We start from the raw sequence: 19,122 nt of genomic DNA on the forward strand, positions 1-19,122 counted from the left end.
TTAATTAGTACCCCTATGCAAATAACAAATACAATATTGATGATCCGCCCGGTATCCTTTAGGATGAACGAGCAGACCGCTGTGAACAACTACTTCATGGAAGATATTGATATGAAAAATCAAGAAATAAATAAGAAAGCCCAAGAGGAGTTTGATGCTTTTGTATCCGTATTAAAAGATAAAGGAGTTAATGTTATAGTAGTTCAAGATACCAAAGAGCCAGATACACCAGATAGTATTTTTCCCAATAACTGGATCTCTTTCCATGCCAACGGTACGGTAGGTGTATACCCAATGTTTGCAGAAAATAGAAGAAATGAAAGAAGAGAAGATGTTTTTGAGATATTGGAAGAGAACGGTTTTAAAATTAAAGATGTTATAGATTATACTTCTGCCGAAGATGAAGAACTGTATCTTGAGGGTACTGGTAGTATATTATTGGATAGGGTAAACAAAAAAGCATATTGCGCACTTTCTGAACGGGCGGATGAAGATTTGTTTATTGAATTTTGTGAAGATTTTGATTTCTTTCCGGTTATATTTACGGCTAACCAGTCTGTAGACGGTAAAAGATTGCCCATCTACCACACCAATGTAATGATGGCTCTGGCGGAAAATTTTGTAGTTATATGTGCAGATACCATTGATGACAAGAAAGAACGTAAAAATGTATTGGACCATCTTAAAAAAGATGGAAAAGAAGTAATCACTATTACCGAACAACAAATGCATCATTTTGCAGGAAATATGCTTCAAGTACTAGGTAGCGATGATAAAAGATATATGGTTATGAGTTCTGCTGCTTATCATAGTTTACGACCAGAACAAGTTGCGCAAATTGAGAATCACTGTAGTATACTGCACAGTTCTTTACATACTATTGAAACTTGTGGAGGTGGTAGTGCCCGCTGTATGATGGCAGAAGTGTTTCTTCCAAAGAACTAAATTGAATATTTACCCTGTTGAAATTATATATTTTAATGGGGTAACTTTTTTGTAAAGTATTCGCTATCTTCATAGGAGTTAGGTGTTTTACATATTTATATCACTATGAAGTCAAAACCATTTTACGTTGTTTTAGTATTATCTGTCTTCGGCTATCTGTTCGTTTGGGCAAATACGCCCAAGGTTTCTAAATACGGACCGGTAGAGCTAACATCTAAAAGTTCTAACCAAGATTATGATAAGATGATGGATGTACTTACCCATCAACGTTGTATGAATTGTCATCCTAGTGATGATATTCCTAAGCAGGGAGATGAAAGTCATCCTCATTATTTTGATATGGCCAGGGGAGAAGATGATCATGGTTTTGAAGCTACTAATTGTAACACCTGTCATCAATCAGAAAATAATTTAAATTCTGGAGTTCCCGGTGCACCACATTGGGCATTGGCTCCGGCTTCCATGGCTTGGGAAGGACTGACAAGGAAGGAAATTGCAGAACGATTGTTGGATATGACCATGAATGGCAATAGAAGTCATGAAGATCTAGTTAAACACATGACAGAGGATGATCTTGTACTTTGGGCATGGGAACCAGGTATAGATGCCAATGGTAGGCAACGATCTTTACCACCTGTTTCTAAAGAAGAATTTAAGGAGGCGGTTGAAAATTGGTTTGCCAACGGGGCAATAATCCCATCTAAATAATAAATTTTATGGAAATTTCTATGACTGTTAACGGTATGCATAAAACCGTTTCTATAGCAGATGAAAACACCCCTTTACTATGGGTCGTAAGAGACACTTTAGGTTTAAAGGGAACTAAATTTGGCTGTGGAAAGGCAGCGTGTGGCGCTTGTACCTTGCATGTAGATGGTGAAGCGGTGCGTTCATGCTCTTATCCGGTAAAATTTGCGGAAGGTAAAGATGTGACTACTATTGAAGGTTTAGGAGATAGAGAAAATCCGCATCCAGTTCAACAAGCTTGGATAGATGAAGTTGTGCCTCAATGTGGCTATTGCCAGCCTGGTTTTATGATGGCTACAGCTGCCCTTTTAAATAAAGTGTCCAAACCTACCGATGAGGATATTGATAATAATATTATAAATGTATGTCGATGTGGTACCTATTATCGAATGCGAAAAGCTATACATAAAGCTGCAGAGTTGCATTCGAAGAAAGAAATTTATGAATCTAAAGAGTTATAATAGATGGCTGATAAAGGAAATGATTCAAAAAAAACTTCTAGACGTAAATTCTTGATTAAAGGTGGTTTGGGAACTGTTGGTGTAGTTGCAATTGGTGCATACATTTTTAGGAATCCAATTCGTAGAGAATTATTAGGATTTGCAAATTCACTTGAAGCTCCTTACACGGATAATACCGATAAACCCATGATGTGGTTTGAAGTGACCAAGAACAACGAAATTCTGTTGCATTCTCCTAAAATGGAAATGGGGCAGGGGACATTTACTGGAATTGCCCAAATGGCCGCAGATGAACTGTCGGTTTCCATGGATCAGATAAAGGTTGTCCATGCCGCTTCATCTACCGGTAATGTTGATAGCTTTGCAACAGGCGGTAGTACTTCAATTTCAGGATTATGGGAACCTTTAAGGGAACTCGCTGCCATGCTTAGGGTTATGCTTATAAAGGAAGCTGCTCGTAAGATGAAAGTCGGTATTGATGAACTTTCAGTAGAAAACGGTATTATATCGGCTAAGGGAAAAAGTTTAACGTATGCACTTGCGGCAGAGGGTGTTGAAAATTGGGAGATACCTGATGTTCCTGCTTTGAAAGATATAAAAGATTATAAATTTATAGGTAAGCCGGTGCCGAGGGTAGATTTGGATGCTAAGGTATATGGCGATCCCATTTTTGGGATGGATGCAGAAATGCCGGGAATGCTCTACGGTGCAGTTGTAAGGCCTTCAAAAATTGGGTCAACTTTTGTAAGCGCGGATATCTTGGCAGCAGATCACATGCCGGGTGTAGTAAAAATAATAGTTGAAGATGATTTTGTTGGCGTAGTCGCCAATTCTATGATGGAAGCTGAGCATGCCAAAAATGCCATAAACGTTACATGGGAAAACTATGGGGATTTAGATACTGCAGCCATTAAAAATATGATGACCGTTGGTAACGGTAATTCTACCACCATACAGAAAAACGGTAATGCTTTTGGTGAGGATGATGATTTTGAAATATTAGAATTTAGAAGTCCTATTGGGGCACATGCGCAAATTGAACCTAATGGTGTTGTGGCTTCTGTAGATGGTGACAGCGCTACCATAAAAATTTCAACACAAGTTGTAAGTATAACTAGAAAAGAAGTTGCAAAACGCTTAGGTTTAGATACCGAAAAAGTGAATATTGTGCCTACTTATCTAGGTGGTGGTTTTGGTAGAAGGTTGCATACGCCACATGCTGTACAGGCAGCTGTAATGTCTAAAGCTGTAGGTAAACCTGTGAAATATTTTTTTAGTAGAAAAGAGGAGTTTCAGCATGATATGTTTCGCCCGCCAACACATCATATTATTAAGGGGAAATTAAACAGTGAAGGCTTTTTAGATACGCTGGAACATGAGTTTGTAAGTGGTGATGTGGCTACAGATTCAGCTTTAATACCCAATTTTTTGACTAACTTTTTAGGGGCAGATGTAGGCGCTATTCGTGGCGGATTTATTCAATACACTGCTATTCCTAACTTTAGGGCGGTTTATTGGCATGTAGTTTTGCCTTTTGCAACTAGTTGGTGGCGTAGTTTAGGTTTATTGGCCAACACTTTTGCTATGGAAAGCTTTATAGATGAAATGGCAATTAAGGCAAAAAAGAATGCTGTAGAATTTAGAATAGGCCAAATTGGCGAGGCGCCTATTGATGTTAGGTTAAAAAATGTAATTAAAGCAGCAGCTAAAAAAGCAAATTATCATGAAGAAGTCATAAATGGCCGTGCAATGGGCTTTGCTGCTTCCATAGATGCTAATACACCTTGCGCCCAAGTAGTCGAGGTCTCTATTGTAGATAATGAAATAGTGGTGCATAAGGTAACCGTAGCTATGGATCCAGGTTTGGCGGTAAATCCAGATCAAATACGTGCACAATGCGAAGGTTGTGTGATCATGGGGATAAGTGCAGTGCTCTATGAAGAAATGTTTGTAGAAAATGGAGAATTGATCCCGACCATTTACGGTCCATATCAAATGGCTTTAATGAAAAACGCCCCTAAAGAAATTGATGTGGTTCTACTGCAGGGTAAAGATACGCCTGGTGCGGTAGGGGAGCCACCTCTAGGACCAATTGGTGCAGCAATAGCAAATGCTGTTAGACGCTTAACTGGAGAAAGATTAACGGAGTTGCCCTTAAAATTATCTAAGACGGTTTAAGGTAAGGGTGTTATATTAATTGGTATTTTTTTGATTGGCAATATTCTTGATCATTCCGCCAAAGATAAAATAGTGAAAAGGTACTATACTGTACCAATATAATCTACCTCTTAATCCTCGTGGTCTAAATGTTGCGGTTTGATGAAGAATATTGTTTTCATCAATCTTAAACTCTAGCCATGCTTCGCCGGGTAGTTTCATTTCGGCAAATAGTAATAATCGTTTGGCTTTTTTATCCGCTAGTAATACCCGCCAAAAATCCAAAGAGTCACCTGCAAAAATTTTATGTGCATGTGTTCTGCCACGTCGTAGTCCAACTCCTCCAGAAAGCTTGTCTATAAAGCCCCTTATTTTCCAGAGCCAATTTCCGTAGTACCATCCGGTTTCACCGCCAATACTCCAAATGCGCTCTAGAACCTCATCAGGATTTGAAATTTTAAGTTGTTTGTAATCTTTAAGAATACCATATTTAGGCACCTGTATGTGTTTTTCCAAATTGTCCACAAAACGACCACTGATCATACTGTCTTTCCAACTACTGATCACTAAGTTCTGTTCTATTTTTTTAAAGGCCAAATCAATAGCATCTTTGTATGTATGAGGCGTAATGCCAAGTATGTCTTGCAAACGTGTGTCCTTTGCTACTACTTCTATCTTCATGCTGTCCACCAAGTTCAATGCAAGCTTGTATGATGTTGAGGTTACAAAGTATAGCCAATATGATGATAGTTTAGGTGTCATGACCGGTACTGTCCAAATCCAGTTTTTAAAACCTCTTACTTCTGCATACTTATGGAGCATTTCTTTATAGGTAAGAACGTTTGGTCCTGCAATGTCAAAAGACTCGTTGTAGGTTTTGTCATTACCCAATACTCCTGTTAAAAAGGTAATAACGTCACGTATGGCAATGGGTTGCGTTTTTGTCAATACCCATTTGGGAGTAATCATTACCGGTAATTTTTCACATAAATCCCGAATGATCTCAAAAGAGGAACTTCCGGAACCTACAATAATTCCGGCTCTTAAAACTGTTAGGTTAAAATTGCCTTGGTAAAGTATATCCTCCACATTTTTTCGTGACTGTAAATGTTTTGAAAGATTTTTATCATTGACAATTCCGCTTAAATAAACTACTTGCTTAATTTGAGTTTTGGAAACATACTTGTTAAAATTCTCAGCAGTTTTCGCCTCCATATCATCAAAGTCCTGCGTAGAAGAACTCATAGAGTGAATTAAAAAATAAGCGGCGTCTATATCTTTTGGGACTACATTTTCTTTGGGTTCCTCTAAAAAATCAATCTCAATGACTTCTATCAGATTTCTTGTCTCTTTGTCTACCGAAAGTCTAGTTTCATCACGTACCGCACAAACAATTTCATGTCCCATTTCTAAAAGCTGCGGTAGAAGTCGCATACCTATATAACCATTGGCACCGGTGAGTAGTATCTTCATTATTTAGGTATTTTAAACATCTTAAAGATGTAATAAATTGGTAGTAGGGTCACGACTGCCACAATTATTAATGATAGGCTTGAGATTTTAAACCGTATGTCTATTTTATAAGCTTGTAATATGGTTTCTATAATTACAGGAGTAGCTATAATTGCTATTAACAAGTTCATTAATATCAACATTTGTAATGACATGTTGTAAACTTGTGGAGCATTCTTTTCTGTTACCTTAACCGGATGATTCATGTTCCAAGGTTTTACTTTTTTTATAATTAGATAAAGTAGTGTGTAAGTAAAACACATTATCAAGGGTAATGTCCAAATAGTATTTTTCTTGCCATATCCGTCAACGTCTCCTCTGTAATTAAAATGTGAAGGAATAGTTTCGGGTAAATCAGCATAAAAAATTGCAATGACTAGTAAATTTAAAGCTAGTATTATCCACCCGGCAAAAATCAAGCTTTGTTGATTTTTTGTAAGATTTATAGCTATTTTAGGCAGATTTGCGAACATATTATAGGTCTTCTATTGATGTTGGTGCATTATCGGCCTTATAGTCCAATATTTTTTTGAAGAATTTCTGAACGGCTTTGGTATCAGATGCTACTTTTATAAAATGATGGTCTTTATAGATAGAATAAACAGATGCTTCGCCTTTATATATAGAAAGTTTGTAATAAGGGACCACCAATGCATATGATTCTAACAATGATCGGAACCCTACTATGATTCCTTTTGGTCTCATTTCTATATTGCACGTATCTCTATTATTATCTAAAATCAATAAATTTCTAATTTCAATACTCGTTTCCGTAATTATTAATTTTGGAGAACCTATACCGTTCAAAGACCATCTTTCTTTCAAAGTAAAAGGTTTGCCCACTTCAGTGTCAATTTTTCTTGAAATCTCTTTGTTATTATAAGTTACGTTTACGAGCATGGTAAAATTGTTGCGCAGTTTTCATTAAAGTTAACGAAATGCCGAATCAATGCCGCATCTGTTCATCTTAAAGCATAAAAAATGTTTAATTTTGTAGCCTTAATTAAACGTTTTGGTGAATATTCAAGAGGTACTATCAGATAAAGTAAAAGAGGCGGTAAAATCTATTTTTGACAAAGAATTGCCAAATGTAGAGTTTCAGCCTACCCGTAAAGATTTTGAAGGAGATATCACGATTGTGGTTTTCCCAATGTTGCGTGTTGTTAAAGGAAATCCTGTTCAAATTGGTGAGCAAATTGGTGCTTATTTAGAAGAGCATGTTGCTACCGTTGCCGGCTTTAACGTGATTAAAGGATTTTTGAACATTGTTATCAATGATGGGTTTTATTTAGATTTTTTCAATTCTATTATTGCTACCGAAAATTACGGATATATAAAAGAATCTGATGATGCTGTAATGGTAGAATATTCTTCACCAAATACCAATAAGCCATTACACCTAGGGCATATTCGTAATAACTTATTAGGATATTCTGTTGCAGAAATTTTAAAGGCATCTGGTAAGAAGGTTTATAAAACTCAAATTATCAATGACCGTGGTATTCATATTTGCAAGAGTATGGTGGCATGGCAGAAGTTTGGAAATGGAGAAACGCCAGAGTCAACAGGGTTAAAAGGAGATAAGTTAGTTGGTAATTATTATGTGGCTTTTGATAAAGCCTATAAAGAGCAAATAGCGGAGTTGGTTGCTAACGGTACGGAACAGAAAGTTGCGGAAAAAGAAGCGCCAATTTTATTGGAAGCACAAGAAATGCTTTTAAAATGGGAGTCTGGAGACGAAGAAACCGTTGCACTTTGGAAAACTATGAACGGTTGGGTATACAAAGGTTTTGAAGTGACTTATAAAAATCTTGGAGTTGATTTTGATACCCTTTATTATGAAAGTGACACGTATCTTTTAGGAAAAGATGTTGTTGCCGAAGGATTAAAAAAAGGCGTATTCTTTAAAAAAGAAGATGGTAGTGTTTGGATAGATTTGACCGAAGATGGTTTGGATGAAAAAATTGTACTTCGTTCAGATGGAACAGCGGTATATATGACCCAAGATATTGGTACAGCAATACAACGTGTAAAAGATCACCCAGATGTAAATGGTATGGTGTATACCGTAGGTAATGAGCAAGATTACCACTTTAAGGTATTGTTTCTGATTTTACAAAAACTTGGTTTTTCTTGGTCTAACAAACTACATCACTTAAGCTACGGAATGGTAGATCTACCTAGCGGAAAAATGAAAAGTAGGGAAGGTACTGTCGTTGACGCCGATGATCTTATGGCAGATATGACCCAAACTGCTGCAAATATTTCAGAAGAGTTAGGTAAGCTAGATGACTATAACGAAGAAGAAAAGCAAGCACTTTATAAAATGATCGGTTTAGGGGCTTTAAAATATTACATATTAAAAGTAGATCCTAAGAAACGTATTCTTTTTGATCCTGAAGAATCTGTGGATTTTCAAGGGAACACGGGTCCGTTTATTCAATATACCTATGCACGTATTCAGTCTATTTTAAGAAAGGCAGAAAGTATGGGGATTGATACTGCTAACGAAGTTAAGGTTACAGCGCTTCATAGCAAGGAAAAGGAGTTGATCAAGCAATTACAATTGTTCCCGGATACTATTCAATTAGCTGCGGATAATTATAGTCCGGCTTTGATTGCAAACTATACATATGACTTGGTTAAAGAGTTTAATTCTTTCTATCAGCAAGTCTCTATTTTAGGTGAAACCGATGATGCTAAAAAGGCATTACGTGTTCAATTGTCCAAGAAGGTTTCGGAGGTTATACAAGATGCATTTGCTTTGTTGGGCGTATCGGTTCCGGAACGTATGTAATTAGTAGTAGGAACTTCTATTTTATTTTTTAACCCGTATGTTCATAGCAAGGTACTATGGTATTGTATGCTCTAGTATCATGGCAATTTTTATATTACTATTGCACTTTGTCGAATACTTAAGCTTTCAAAGTCTAAGATTCCCATTCTCCCGTATATATAATCAGAATTTCTTGAACGTTGCATTAATACCCGTACCAAATTGGTTTAATCGGGTAAATACTATTTAAAAGAAATCCGTTAAAAAAGTTTTAGAAAAAACATCTAAAAGTATTTCATTGGCAGTAAAGAGTTGGGCCTCGCCTATGATATTGATAGATGTTTTTGTGGAGGAGTTTATGTAAATAGAATTCCTTTTTTGCCCCACAAGCAACTTTAGAGCATCCATTTATAATGGATGCTCTTTTGTTTTGTTTATTTTCTGGCACTTGCTACGAATTTTACATTGATATTATTAAATTTGTAACCCCTTAAAAAAGAAAAGAATGTTCGATAATTTAAGCGATAAGCTAGACAAGGCATTACATGTACTAAAAGGACATGGTCAGATTACAGAAATTAATGTTGCAGAGACTACCAAAGAAGTACGCCGAGCCTTATTGGATGCGGATGTTAACTTTAAAATAGCCAAAGAATTTACCAACAGGGTAAAAGAAAAGGCATTGGGGCAAGATGTATTGACCACCTTGCAGCCTGGCCAGTTAATGGTCAAGATTGTAAAAGATGAGCTAACCCAATTAATGGGCGGTGAGTCAGAAGGTATTAACCTTTCAGGTAATCCATCGGTTATTTTAATGTCTGGTTTACAGGGTTCTGGTAAAACTACCTTCTCTGGTAAACTTGCCAATTTCCTAAAAACAAAGAAAACTAAAAAACCATTATTGGTGGCTTGTGATGTATACCGTCCGGCGGCAATTGATCAGTTGCACGTAGTTGGTGAGCAAATTGGTGTTGAAGTATATTCAGATAGGGAAAATACAGACCCAGTAGCTATTTCTAAAGCTGGTATAGCACATGCAAAGGCAAACGGACATAATGTGGTCATCATTGATACCGCTGGTCGTTTAGCTGTTGATGAGGCTATGATGAATGAAATATCCAATATTCATAAGGCGATACAACCTCAAGAGACTTTGTTCGTGGTAGATTCTATGACTGGTCAAGATGCTGTAAATACGGCAAAGGCATTCAACGATATCTTGAATTTTGATGGTGTTATCTTAACCAAATTAGATGGTGATACCCGTGGTGGTGCCGCTATTTCTATTAAATCTGTGGTAGATAAGCCAATTAAATTTATTGGTACCGGTGAGAAGATGGAAGCTATAGATGTTTTCTATCCTTCACGTATGGCAGATCGTATCTTGGGTATGGGTGATGTAATATCACTTGTAGAAAGGGCTCAAGAACAGTTTGATGAAGAAGAGGCCAGAAAAATTCAAAAGAAAATTGCTAAAAATAAATTCGGATTCGATGATTTCCTGAGCCAAATTCAGCAAATTAAGAAGATGGGTAATATGAAAGATCTTATGGGGATGATACCTGGTGCAGGTAAAGCCCTAAAAGGTTTGGATATAGATGATGATGCTTTCAAACATATAGAAGCAATTATTTATTCAATGACACCAGATGAGCGTTCTACGCCATCTAAATTAAATGCAAGTAGAAAAAAACGTATTGCAAAAGGTTCAGGTAGAGAAGTTCAAGAGATCAATCAACTTTTAAAGCAGTTCGATCAAATGAGCAAGATGATGAAAATGATGCAAGGCGGTGGCGGTAAGAAGATGATGCAGATGATGGGTGCCATGAAAGGAATGAAATAAAGACCGAATAATACAACCTAACAAAACAACTTAAAGAAAAGCGGATATGGAATTATTGGATGGTAAAAAAGTATCCAACGAAATTAAAGAGGAAATCAAGGCAGAGGTTGCCAAGATGAAAGAGCGTGGTGAAAAAGTACCTCATTTGGCGGCAATTATTGTTGGTAGTGATGGTGCTAGTTTAACCTACGTAGGCAGTAAAGTTCGTTCTTGTGAACGTATTGGTTTTGAATCTACCTTAATTCAAATGCCGAGTACTACTTCTGAGCAAGAATTATTGAACAAGATCAAAGAATTGAACGTTGATGATGATATTGACGGTTTTATTGTTCAGTTACCGTTGCCAGAGCAGATAGATACCCAAAAGGTAATTATGGCTGTAGATCCAGATAAGGATGTTGACGGTTTTCACCCTACCAATTTTGGTAAAATGGCTTTGGATATGAGTACGTTCATCCCTGCAACGCCGTTTGGTATTCTTGAATTATTGGAGCGTTATAAAGTAGATACAAAAGGTAAACATACCGTAGTTATTGGCCGTAGCCATATTGTGGGTAGACCAATGAGTATTTTAATGGGTAGAAAAGGGTGGCCAGGTAACTCTACCGTAACACTTACCCATAGTCATACAAAGAATATTACTCAAATTATATCTCAAGCAGATATTGTAATTTCTGCTTTAGGAGTTCCTAAATTCTTAAAAGCGGAAATGGTAAAAGACGATGCTGTTGTCATTGATGTTGGTATCACCAGAGTACCAGATGATACAAAGGAAAAGGGTTATTATATTACGGGTGATGTTGATTTTGAGAATGTAAGTAAAAAAGCATCCTATATTACACCTGTACCTGGTGGGGTTGGTCCTATGACCATAGCAATGTTACTAAAAAACACATTGTTAGCTCGTGAAAGACATAGAAGTAGAAACTAGAACAGTATAAAATATATTAAAAGCCTTGCAAACTATTGTGGGGCTTTTTTTATGCCGGTAGTTTTTTGATGGTTACACCGGTTTCGGTAGTGTCGTTAGGTACTAAGATGTCAATATCGTTACTATCATCATAATCGCAACTTGCCAATACGGTTATTGAAATGGTAATCAGTATGGTGTATAGTATTTTCTTCATAACATAGATTTAGGGAGTACTACTAAAATGTCATGTATTTAAAACGTTGAAAATTTAATCTTGGTATTTGATGTCAAAAGAGAATACTGTACCTTTTGTGAAACATTTATCCTTATGAAAAAAAATCTTTTGTTGTTAGCTATTATTGCTTGTGTAACAAGTTGCACACAGCCACCTAAATTAGAGCGCAAATTTTCAATAAAGGTTAGTTATTCTGCTGAGGTAGATTCTTTGGCAAAAGATGGACGTTTGCTGCTAATGCTTTCTTCGGATGATAGTGATGAACCCCGTTTTCAAATTAATGACGGACTAAACACCCAGCTCATTTTTGGTATGAATGTGGAGAATTGGGCTAAGGATTCAGTATTGACTTTCAATGAATCTGTGTTTGGTTACCCGTATGAAAGTTTAAAAGATGTACCGCCAGGGGAGTATAATGTGCAGGCACTTCTTAATGTGTATGAAACGTTTAACCTATCTACTGGCCATACCGTTAAGTTGCCTATGGATAATGGCGAGGGACAACAATGGAACAAATCACCAGGTAATTTATATAGCAAGCCTTTTAAGATAAGGGTTGCTAGCAACGGGTTTGAGAACGTGTCGGTAGAACTGGATCAGGTGATTCCGCCCATTGAAGAACCAAAAGATACCGAGTGGATCAAGCATATAAAGGTGAAATCTGAAAAATTATCCGAGTTCTGGGGGAGGGATATCTTTTTAGGAGCTCATGTATTGTTGCCTAAGGGGTTTAACGAGCATCCGGAAGCCAAGTATCCACTGATGGTTTTTCACGGTCATTTTCCTTCGGATTTTGGCGGATTTAGAACTACACCTCCAGACCCTAATTTAAAGCCAGAGTATTCTGAGCGTTTTAGTTTAGAAGGGTACAATATTATTCAACAGCAAGAAGCCTACGATTTTTATAAACGATGGAACGAGCCCGATTTTCCTCGCTTTTTAATTATTGAAATTCAACACCCAACCCCATATTATGATGATTCATATGCAGTGAATTCTGCTAGTCAAGGTCCTTATGGAGATGCTATTACCTATGAGCTTATTCCGGAAATTGAAAAACAGTTCAGGGGCATGGGAGAGGGGTGGTCTCGTTTTCTTTACGGTGGCTCTACCGGCGGTTGGGAAGCTTTGGCGGTACAGGTCAAATATCCCGATGAATACAATGGTTGTTTTGCGGCATGCCCCGATCCTATTGATTTTAGAGCATATACGTTGACAAACATATACGAAGATGAAAATGCCTATTTCTATAAGAGTGCACATAAAACGTTGGAAGTGCCGTCGCATCGTAATTATTTAGGTCAAATACATTCTACATTAAGACAAGGAAATCACTTAGAGTTGGTTTTGGGAGATAAATCTAGGTCAGGGCAACAATGGGATATTTGGGAAGCAACTTATTCCCCACAAGGCAAAGATGGCTATCCTGAAAGAATTTGGGATAAAATGACAGGAGATATTGACCATGAGGTTGCTGAGTATTGGAAAGAGAATTTTGATCTAAGACATATTCTTGAACGTGATTGGGATAAACTGGGCGATAACTTAAAAGGTAAAATTCATATCTATTGTGGTGATATGGATAATTACTATTTAAACAACGCTGTCTACCTAATGGAGGATTTTCTTGAAAGCACAACGGATCCTTATTATGAAGGCGAAGTAAAATACGGTGACCGTGATGAACATTGCTGGAATGGTGATCCAGATCAACCCAATGCCATAACGCGCCTACGTTACAATAGTATGTATGTGCCAAAGATTATGGAGCGTATTGAGAAAAGTGCTCCAAAAGATGCCGATTTAACAAGTTGGAGGTATAAGTAGACCTAGTTGAAACTTAGTGTCTTTTTAAAGCTAAATCCATCTCGATTTGAAGAATAATTTGGCTGAGTAATTAATTGATTTTGATTAAAAGTATAGTCGTAATTCTTGTAAAGGGTGCAGGTTAAGAATTTGCCTTGATCAGATGTTTCATTGACATTCATATTTATCCCGACATTTAATAATGTTTCATGTATTATTTCGGGTATTTCGATTGTTTTATGAAGCATGTCAATATTATCTTTTTCAGAAGTAATAATACTCCAGCTTACAGTATTTGATAAATCAGAAGTTGTAAGTATAACATTTAAGCCTAAATAATCATACTCTCCAGAAATATTTACAGTATTACCATCTTGTAATATGTTAACATTCGGAGACTCAATTTTCTTATTTGTTATATCCTGATTTATGAAAATTTCAGTATTATTTTCTGAATATGCTAATCTAGCTTGATTAATTTCAAATTCATCAATAAGTGGTATTTCAATAATGTTATTGTTTGCATTTCGCGATACAAATGCTTCGTAGTATTTATTGTTTTGGAAATCATTATTATCAATAAAACCATATAAATTTAATCTGAAATTTGACGAAACTGGTATTTCAAGTTCTTCAATGTTAGTAAGTGATTTGGAATCACCTAAGACATATTCGGTTTTGTTTATGTCATCTATAAAGAAATATTTAAAATTATCTAAAGTATCCAGGTTATCAGTAGAGGTAGTTATTAGGAAGTTTTTAGTCTGAGCCAAAGAATATAATAAAACGTAATCTGAGTTATCTTTACTTACGATGGTGCTATTGAAATTATTTGCAATTAGTGCCGGTGTTATTTCTGAGGTGAAATTTAGAGACTCGGTTTTTGGAAAAAAATATGGACTATTAAAGTTGTGATCTTCATTGACAACAGTACCTGGTCTTACATCAACAAAGGATGACAAATGATAAAACCCATTAAATAATGTAGGAAGTTCATATCTAGTAACTATTAAATCTTCTTTAATAAAATTATTGTCGGCGTAGAATTTACCATCATTTATACCTTCTATTTGTTTTATATCAATTAGAATTCCAGATTGATTATGAACAGAAATATATCTCAAACCCTGAAGTGGATTTTCTTTTTGGTAGAATGTCTGGTCTTCAAAAAGAAGTTTTTTTATTTCTATGTTAACAGTATATGATGTTTCTTGGTTTTGAGAATCTGTGGATTTGATTTTTAAAATATGATTTCCAATATTATATAGAAAGGGGTCAATTGTAAATTCAAAAGATTTTTCAGTACTGGAAATTAATTCTTGATTGTCGATAGACAATTCAGTTTGTACATTATAATCAGATTCAATTTTAATCAAGAAATTGGTTTCTGTTTCAACATAACTAAGATCTTCCGAAATAGAAATAACAGGTTTACTAATCATTTCTTGTTCAATCATTCCTTCAGTTGAGTCATTATCGCAACTAATCCAAGTGCAAAATAAAAGTGAAAATATTATTTTGTAGAAAACTCTTAATTTCAACATACAAGAAAAGTTAGATTTTAATAATAACGAAACCTTTAAATTATTATTTTCAATGGTTAAGTTTATCATATGAAATACAGAAGATTCGGAAGAACAGATTGGCAAGTAAGCGAAGTGGGATACGGAATGTGGGGAATGGCCGGTTGGACGGCAAGTGATGACTCGCAATCTGCAAAATCGTTGGATTTGGCAGTTGAAAAGGGCGTCAATTTCTTTGATACCGCTTGGGGATACGGGGAAGGTCATAGTGAGGAGCTGTTGGGCAAGTTGGTAAAAAGACATCCTTCTAAGAAATTATACACGGCTAGTAAAATTCCACCTAAAAATTTTCAGTGGCCAGCAAAGCCAGAATATGCTTTTGAGGAATCTTATCCTACGGAGCATATTATGGAATACACCCATAAGACTTTAAAGAATTTAGGGTTGGAGCAAATAGACCTTATGCAATTTCATACCTGGGATGACGGTTGGAGCGACAGAGAAGAATGGCAACGTGCTATTGAAGATTTAAAAACTTCAGGTAAAGTTGCTGCAATGGGCATTAGTATGAATCGTTGGGAACCGGAAAATGGAATAAAAGCCTTAAAAACAGGAATGTTAGATGCCGTTCAGGTCATTTATAACATATTCGATCAAGCGCCAGTAGATAATTTATTTCCACTTTGTAAAGCGTTAGATATCGCAACCATTGCACGCGTACCTTTTGATGAAGGAACTTTGACAGGAACTATGACGAAGGAAACTACGTTCCCTGAAGGGGATTGGCGTGGTACCTACTTCGTGCCTGAGAATTTAATTTCTTCGGTAGAGCATGCCGATGCTTTAAGACCGTTAATTCCTGAGGGTATGACCATGGCAGAAATGGCATTGCGTTTTATTCTAATGAATGATAATGTAGCTACAACCATACCTGGTATGCGTAAGCAACGTAATGTATTGGCGAATACAGCCAATAGTGATGGCAATTTATTATCCAATGAACTGTATGAAGAATTAAAAAAGCACCGCTGGGATAGAGTGCCTACTTCTTGGTCGCAGTAGTAATTTGTTTAGCAATCTAATGAAACATATATTCTACTTCATATTAAACTTAACCATTATAAATGTCGGATTTGCCCAAAACGGAAAATTGATTTCTAAAGAAGTTATTAATATTACCAATACGCCAGTTTGGAATAGGGTTTCTGAAAATAATGCTTTGAAACCTGATTTTATTCATTTAGAAAAATTAGATTTCTTCTCTATAACTTATCATAGTGATTCTCTGGAAATACAAGGTATTCTGGTTGAACCTAAGATAGAAGGAGTCTATCCTGTTATAATTTTTAATCGTGGTGGAAATAGGGATTTTGCTCCACTAAACTTGTCTACTATAATTAATTATACTTCAAAATTGGCTGAACAAGGGTATGTTATTATAGGAAGTAATTATCGAGAAAAAGATGAGTTTGGTGGTAAAGAATTGAATGATGTTTTGAATTTGACAGAAACGGTAAAAGAAATTGAAAAAGCCGATGCAAATTGTATTGGTATGTTCGGGTGGTCAAGAGGAGGTATAATGACATACTTAAGCTTAAAAGAGTCATATAAAATTAAAACTGCTATTGTAGGTAATGGGGTTACGGACTTGTTTCAATTGATAAAAGATAGACCTAAAATGGAAACAGCGGTTTTAGCTGAATGTATTCCAAATTATTATCAGAATAAAGAAGTAGAATTACAAAAACGTTCCGCTATATTTTGGCCGCAAAAATTAAACAAACATAGTAGTTTATTAATTATCTCCGGTAAAAATGATAAAAGAGCAAATCAAGATTCTACAACTAAATTTGCAGAAAAATTATCAGACTTGAAATATGATTTTGAATATCAAGAATTTATAACAGATCACTTTTTCTCAAATAAAAGAAAAGAGCTAGATGAATTAGTCATATCCTGGTTTGATAAACGATTAAAAAACGCAGATTAAACTTGTGTCTTACTTCGCAAACAACTGCCTCATATCTTTAAAAGCTTTAAACTCTAATGCATTGCCAGCTGGATCATAGAAAAACATGGTAGCCTGTTCACCTACTTTACCTTCAAAACGAACATATGGTTCAATGACGAATTGTACACCTTTGGATTTTAGTTCTTCTGAAAAGCTCTGAAAAGTATCCCAAGGTAATACTACTCCGTAATGCGGTACGGGCACATCGTGACCGTCAACGGGGTTGTGATGTACGGTTTCGGTTTCGGATTTAGGCTTGTAGTGTATCACCAATTGATGTCCAAATAAATTGAAATCTACCCAGTGGTCGCTACTACGGCCTTCTTCGCAATTCAATATTTCTCTATAAAAAGTTCTACATTCCGCTAAGTTGTGTACAGGAATGGCAATGTGGAAAGGTGTTACGTTTTGCATAATCAGTTATTTCTTAAGGCTGAAATTAACTCTTTTTTGCTCATTTTGGAACGTCCGTCAATACCAATTTCTTTAGCTTGGTCATAAAGTTCCTTTTTGGTCCTTTCTTCATATGTAGAAGCTTTACCGCCTTTCTTTCCCGCATCTTTTGTATTAGCAATACGTGCAGCTTTTTCTTTACTGTAGCCCTTGTCTACCAATGCCTGGTATTGTTCTTCGTTCTTTATCTGAGGTATATTATTTGACCTTGCCATTTTTTATTTAAAATTAAATAAAAAGTGACTTTTGGGTGTGCTGTATAGAATAAGAAATTATCCTTCTAAAAAAGATATGATCTTTTCGTTTACCCCATCTTGGTGCATAGAATGCCCTAATCCTTCTGTACTAACTAATTCACTCCCTTTCCAATGTTTATGTACATCAACAGAGGCGTGATAAGGTGCGATCTTATCAAATTTGTCATGAAAAAGTAAACCTTTCTTTTGGTTGTTCTCCACAAACTTGGAGCTTGAAAATTCTTCTACCGTAAATTTAAATTTATTGTACACTAAACTTTTTAAGGCTTTTAAAACCCTGCCGTTAAAACCTAATAAATCTTTATAATGGCTAAGAATTTCATGAAACTCTGATGGAGAACCAATGGTAACTATTTTTTCAATCGTTTTATTGGGGTTTAAAGATTCATTGTACAAAACGGTCATACCGCCCATAGAATGGCCTATAACTGTTTTTGGTCTGTATTTGGTTAACATGTGTTGTACAGTATCTGCATATAAGGGAACATGAAGATTGCCGCCTGAAGAATACCCGTGAGCAGGGGCGTCAAAGGCTACAATGTTGTAACCTGCCTTTTGTAATTTCTCTATAAGTTTATGCCAACGCCAAGTGTTACTTTCCCAACCATGTACCAATAAAACGGTTTCTTTGTTTCCGGGCCAATTGTATACTTGAATATCATTTTTGTCCAACGATAACACCTCTAATTTGGCATTATCAAGAAATGTCTTTTGATTGGGCAGTACACGTCCTTTTCTAACTTTTATAAAGACTAAAAAAGCTTTTTTAGCAGCTTTTTTTGGCGAAAACCAAACAAGAACGTTGAGGTAAAAACCTATTAATTTAGGTATAAATTTTTGTAGAAATACCGGCACCTGCTAAAATTTAAAATATATTACATTATTATCCTTGAGGATATGAGAAGTTTGGAATTTTAATTGATCAATCCCAGCCTACCATCATATATTTCACTTTGGCCGCATCCGGTATCTGAACTTCTTCAATGTTGTTATTAGCGTTATATCTAAGACTTTCTGGAAGCTCCTTTTTGTCAATGGTAAAATAAATATCACTGTCTTTTAATAGCACCACTACATTATTTAAAGATGTAATAATCTTTTTTATCGGGTAGTTTTCCCGTATTTCCTTAAAAGTGCTCAGTTTTGAAATACCTTTAGAGGTCTTAAATCTTTCATCATTGATCAACACATTCTGTATGGTGGCAATACTATCGTTATTGGGGGTAAGGGTAAGCAACAATGCACCGGCACCTCTTTCAAAAATTTTGATTTTACTTGCCCCGCTGCCAATTTTAAGTTTAACGGTATCTTGAACGACGGAATCTTTCTCAAATATTAATTCAACATCACGTGCTAAACTTTCTTTTGATAATTTGCCTACTTGGTCACCGGATATCAAAAAATCAGTATTTGTTTCCCCTGCGCAATTAACAAGTATTCCGCAGCATAACATTAATAAAAGGGTGTTTTTAAATCTCATATC

19 protein-coding genes are annotated in these 19,122 nt (G+C 35.9%); 10 read left to right on the forward strand and 9 right to left on the reverse strand.

The annotated features are described in order from the left end of the window. The first annotated feature begins 15 nt into the window (after positions 1 to 15). From ctlX to QZ657_RS11310, 4 genes are all read left to right on the forward strand, one after another. Positions 16 to 945, forward strand: a complete 930-nt coding sequence (gene ctlX, locus QZ657_RS11295; RefSeq protein ID WP_291966961.1) for a citrulline utilization hydrolase CtlX — start codon at positions 16 to 18, stop codon at positions 943 to 945. Positions 946 to 1,050: 105 nt separating this feature from the next. Further along, positions 1,051 to 1,653 carry a hypothetical protein gene (locus QZ657_RS11300; RefSeq protein WP_291966963.1) on the forward strand — a complete coding sequence of 201 codons (603 nt, stop codon included), beginning with the start codon at positions 1,051 to 1,053 and terminating at the stop codon, positions 1,651 to 1,653. 8 nt (positions 1,654 to 1,661) lie between these two features. Continuing rightward, positions 1,662 to 2,153 (forward strand): (2Fe-2S)-binding protein, encoded by a 492-nt coding sequence (locus QZ657_RS11305; protein WP_276471680.1) that lies wholly within the window; start codon positions 1,662 to 1,664, stop codon positions 2,151 to 2,153. Positions 2,154 to 2,156: 3 nt separating this feature from the next. Continuing rightward, positions 2,157 to 4,331: a xanthine dehydrogenase family protein molybdopterin-binding subunit gene (locus QZ657_RS11310; protein WP_291966965.1), complete on the forward strand. Its 2,175-nt coding sequence runs from the start codon at positions 2,157 to 2,159 to the stop codon at positions 4,329 to 4,331. A gap of 15 nt (positions 4,332 to 4,346) precedes the next feature. Here QZ657_RS11310 and QZ657_RS11315 read toward each other — a convergent pair whose 3' ends face one another. From QZ657_RS11315 to QZ657_RS11325, 3 genes are read right to left on the reverse strand one after another with little or no spacing between them, the layout of a single operon-like run. After that, on the reverse strand, positions 4,347 to 5,783 hold the full coding sequence (locus QZ657_RS11315; RefSeq protein WP_291962564.1) for an SDR family oxidoreductase: 1,437 nt from the start codon (positions 5,781 to 5,783) through the stop codon (positions 4,347 to 4,349). Further along, on the reverse strand, positions 5,783 to 6,295 hold the full coding sequence (locus QZ657_RS11320; protein ID WP_291966966.1) for a DUF1648 domain-containing protein: 513 nt from the start codon (positions 6,293 to 6,295) through the stop codon (positions 5,783 to 5,785). The genes QZ657_RS11315 and QZ657_RS11320 overlap by 1 nt, the downstream gene beginning before the upstream one ends. A gap of 1 nt (position 6,296) precedes the next feature. Beyond that, positions 6,297 to 6,722 carry a hypothetical protein gene (locus QZ657_RS11325; protein ID WP_276471684.1) on the reverse strand — a complete coding sequence of 142 codons (426 nt, stop codon included), beginning with the start codon at positions 6,720 to 6,722 and terminating at the stop codon, positions 6,297 to 6,299. Between the two features lie 115 nt (positions 6,723 to 6,837). On the opposite strand from QZ657_RS11325, the gene argS reads away from it, so the two are divergent. From argS to QZ657_RS11340, 3 genes are all read left to right on the forward strand, one after another. Beyond that, a complete protein-coding gene (gene argS / locus QZ657_RS11330; RefSeq protein WP_291962570.1) occupies positions 6,838 to 8,619 on the forward strand; it encodes an arginine--tRNA ligase in 1,782 nt (593 codons plus the stop codon). A 484-nt stretch (positions 8,620 to 9,103) separates the two neighbouring features. After that, entirely contained in the window at positions 9,104 to 10,441 is a 1,338-nt protein-coding gene (gene ffh / locus QZ657_RS11335) for a signal recognition particle protein (protein WP_276471686.1), read from the forward strand. 46 nt (positions 10,442 to 10,487) lie between these two features. Further along, the gene (locus QZ657_RS11340) at positions 10,488 to 11,372 is read left to right on the forward strand and encodes a bifunctional 5,10-methylenetetrahydrofolate dehydrogenase/5,10-methenyltetrahydrofolate cyclohydrolase (RefSeq protein WP_276471687.1); all 885 of its coding nucleotides are present in this window, start codon (positions 10,488 to 10,490) and stop codon (positions 11,370 to 11,372) included. Positions 11,373 to 11,421: 49 nt separating this feature from the next. Here QZ657_RS11340 and QZ657_RS11345 read toward each other — a convergent pair whose 3' ends face one another. Beyond that, entirely contained in the window at positions 11,422 to 11,568 is a 147-nt protein-coding gene (locus tag QZ657_RS11345; RefSeq protein ID WP_291963723.1) for a hypothetical protein, read from the reverse strand. Positions 11,569 to 11,682: 114 nt separating this feature from the next. On the opposite strand from QZ657_RS11345, the gene QZ657_RS11350 reads away from it, so the two are divergent. Then, positions 11,683 to 13,416 carry an alpha/beta hydrolase-fold protein gene (locus QZ657_RS11350; RefSeq protein WP_291966969.1) on the forward strand — a complete coding sequence of 578 codons (1,734 nt, stop codon included), beginning with the start codon at positions 11,683 to 11,685 and terminating at the stop codon, positions 13,414 to 13,416. A 2-nt stretch (positions 13,417 to 13,418) separates the two neighbouring features. Here QZ657_RS11350 and QZ657_RS11355 read toward each other — a convergent pair whose 3' ends face one another. Beyond that, on the reverse strand, positions 13,419 to 14,939 hold the full coding sequence (locus QZ657_RS11355) for a hypothetical protein (RefSeq protein WP_291966971.1): 1,521 nt from the start codon (positions 14,937 to 14,939) through the stop codon (positions 13,419 to 13,421). A gap of 69 nt (positions 14,940 to 15,008) precedes the next feature. Here QZ657_RS11355 and QZ657_RS11360 point away from each other — a divergent pair, with 69 nt between their 5' ends. Both QZ657_RS11360 and QZ657_RS11365 read left to right on the forward strand, forming a co-directional pair. After that, positions 15,009 to 15,980 carry an aldo/keto reductase gene (locus QZ657_RS11360; protein WP_291966973.1) on the forward strand — a complete coding sequence of 324 codons (972 nt, stop codon included), beginning with the start codon at positions 15,009 to 15,011 and terminating at the stop codon, positions 15,978 to 15,980. Positions 15,981 to 16,068: 88 nt separating this feature from the next. Continuing rightward, positions 16,069 to 16,908, forward strand: coding sequence for an alpha/beta hydrolase family protein (locus QZ657_RS11365; protein WP_291966975.1), 840 nt, complete (start codon positions 16,069 to 16,071; stop codon positions 16,906 to 16,908). A gap of 9 nt (positions 16,909 to 16,917) precedes the next feature. On the opposite strand, the gene QZ657_RS11370 is transcribed toward QZ657_RS11365, so the two are convergent. The 4 genes from QZ657_RS11370 to QZ657_RS11385 form a co-directional block, all read right to left on the reverse strand. Further along, the gene (locus QZ657_RS11370) at positions 16,918 to 17,343 is read right to left on the reverse strand and encodes a VOC family protein (RefSeq protein WP_291966977.1); all 426 of its coding nucleotides are present in this window, start codon (positions 17,341 to 17,343) and stop codon (positions 16,918 to 16,920) included. 2 nt (positions 17,344 to 17,345) lie between these two features. Then, positions 17,346 to 17,597 carry a Rho termination factor N-terminal domain-containing protein gene (locus QZ657_RS11375; protein WP_291966978.1) on the reverse strand — a complete coding sequence of 84 codons (252 nt, stop codon included), beginning with the start codon at positions 17,595 to 17,597 and terminating at the stop codon, positions 17,346 to 17,348. Positions 17,598 to 17,654: 57 nt separating this feature from the next. Beyond that, positions 17,655 to 18,494 carry an alpha/beta fold hydrolase gene (locus QZ657_RS11380; protein WP_291966980.1) on the reverse strand — a complete coding sequence of 280 codons (840 nt, stop codon included), beginning with the start codon at positions 18,492 to 18,494 and terminating at the stop codon, positions 17,655 to 17,657. A 67-nt stretch (positions 18,495 to 18,561) separates the two neighbouring features. After that, a complete protein-coding gene (locus QZ657_RS11385) occupies positions 18,562 to 19,119 on the reverse strand; it encodes a hypothetical protein (protein WP_291963518.1) in 558 nt (185 codons plus the stop codon). Positions 19,120 to 19,122: the final 3 nt, after the last annotated feature.

The organism is Maribacter sp. (assembly GCA_020629415.1).
In the GTDB taxonomy this organism is placed as follows: Bacteria; Bacteroidota; Bacteroidia; order Flavobacteriales; family Flavobacteriaceae; genus Maribacter; species Maribacter huludaoensis.

Bases quoted from the DNA above. Each gene is read 5' to 3' on its own strand.
- ctlX (WP_291966961.1), top strand. From the start codon at position 16: ATGCAAATAACAAATACAATATTGATGATCCGCCCGGTATCCTTTAGG.
- QZ657_RS11300 (WP_291966963.1), top strand. From the start codon at position 1,051: ATGAAGTCAAAACCATTTTACGTTGTTTTAGTATTATCTGTCTTCGGC.
- QZ657_RS11305 (WP_276471680.1), top strand. From the start codon at position 1,662: ATGGAAATTTCTATGACTGTTAACGGTATGCATAAAACCGTTTCTATA.
- QZ657_RS11310 (WP_291966965.1), top strand. From the start codon at position 2,157: ATGGCTGATAAAGGAAATGATTCAAAAAAAACTTCTAGACGTAAATTC.
- QZ657_RS11315 (WP_291962564.1), bottom strand. From the start codon at position 5,783: ATGAAGATACTACTCACCGGTGCCAATGGTTATATAGGTATGCGACTT.
- QZ657_RS11320 (WP_291966966.1), bottom strand. From the start codon at position 6,295: ATGTTCGCAAATCTGCCTAAAATAGCTATAAATCTTACAAAAAATCAA.
- QZ657_RS11325 (WP_276471684.1), bottom strand. From the start codon at position 6,722: ATGCTCGTAAACGTAACTTATAATAACAAAGAGATTTCAAGAAAAATT.
- ffh (WP_276471686.1), top strand. From the start codon at position 9,104: ATGTTCGATAATTTAAGCGATAAGCTAGACAAGGCATTACATGTACTA.
- QZ657_RS11340 (WP_276471687.1), top strand. From the start codon at position 10,488: ATGGAATTATTGGATGGTAAAAAAGTATCCAACGAAATTAAAGAGGAA.
- QZ657_RS11345 (WP_291963723.1), bottom strand. From the start codon at position 11,568: ATGAAGAAAATACTATACACCATACTGATTACCATTTCAATAACCGTA.
- QZ657_RS11350 (WP_291966969.1), top strand. From the start codon at position 11,683: ATGAAAAAAAATCTTTTGTTGTTAGCTATTATTGCTTGTGTAACAAGT.
- QZ657_RS11355 (WP_291966971.1), bottom strand. From the start codon at position 14,939: ATGTTGAAATTAAGAGTTTTCTACAAAATAATATTTTCACTTTTATTT.
- QZ657_RS11360 (WP_291966973.1), top strand. From the start codon at position 15,009: ATGAAATACAGAAGATTCGGAAGAACAGATTGGCAAGTAAGCGAAGTG.
- QZ657_RS11370 (WP_291966977.1), bottom strand. From the start codon at position 17,343: ATGCAAAACGTAACACCTTTCCACATTGCCATTCCTGTACACAACTTA.
- QZ657_RS11375 (WP_291966978.1), bottom strand. From the start codon at position 17,597: ATGGCAAGGTCAAATAATATACCTCAGATAAAGAACGAAGAACAATAC.
- QZ657_RS11385 (WP_291963518.1), bottom strand. From the start codon at position 19,119: ATGAGATTTAAAAACACCCTTTTATTAATGTTATGCTGCGGAATACTT.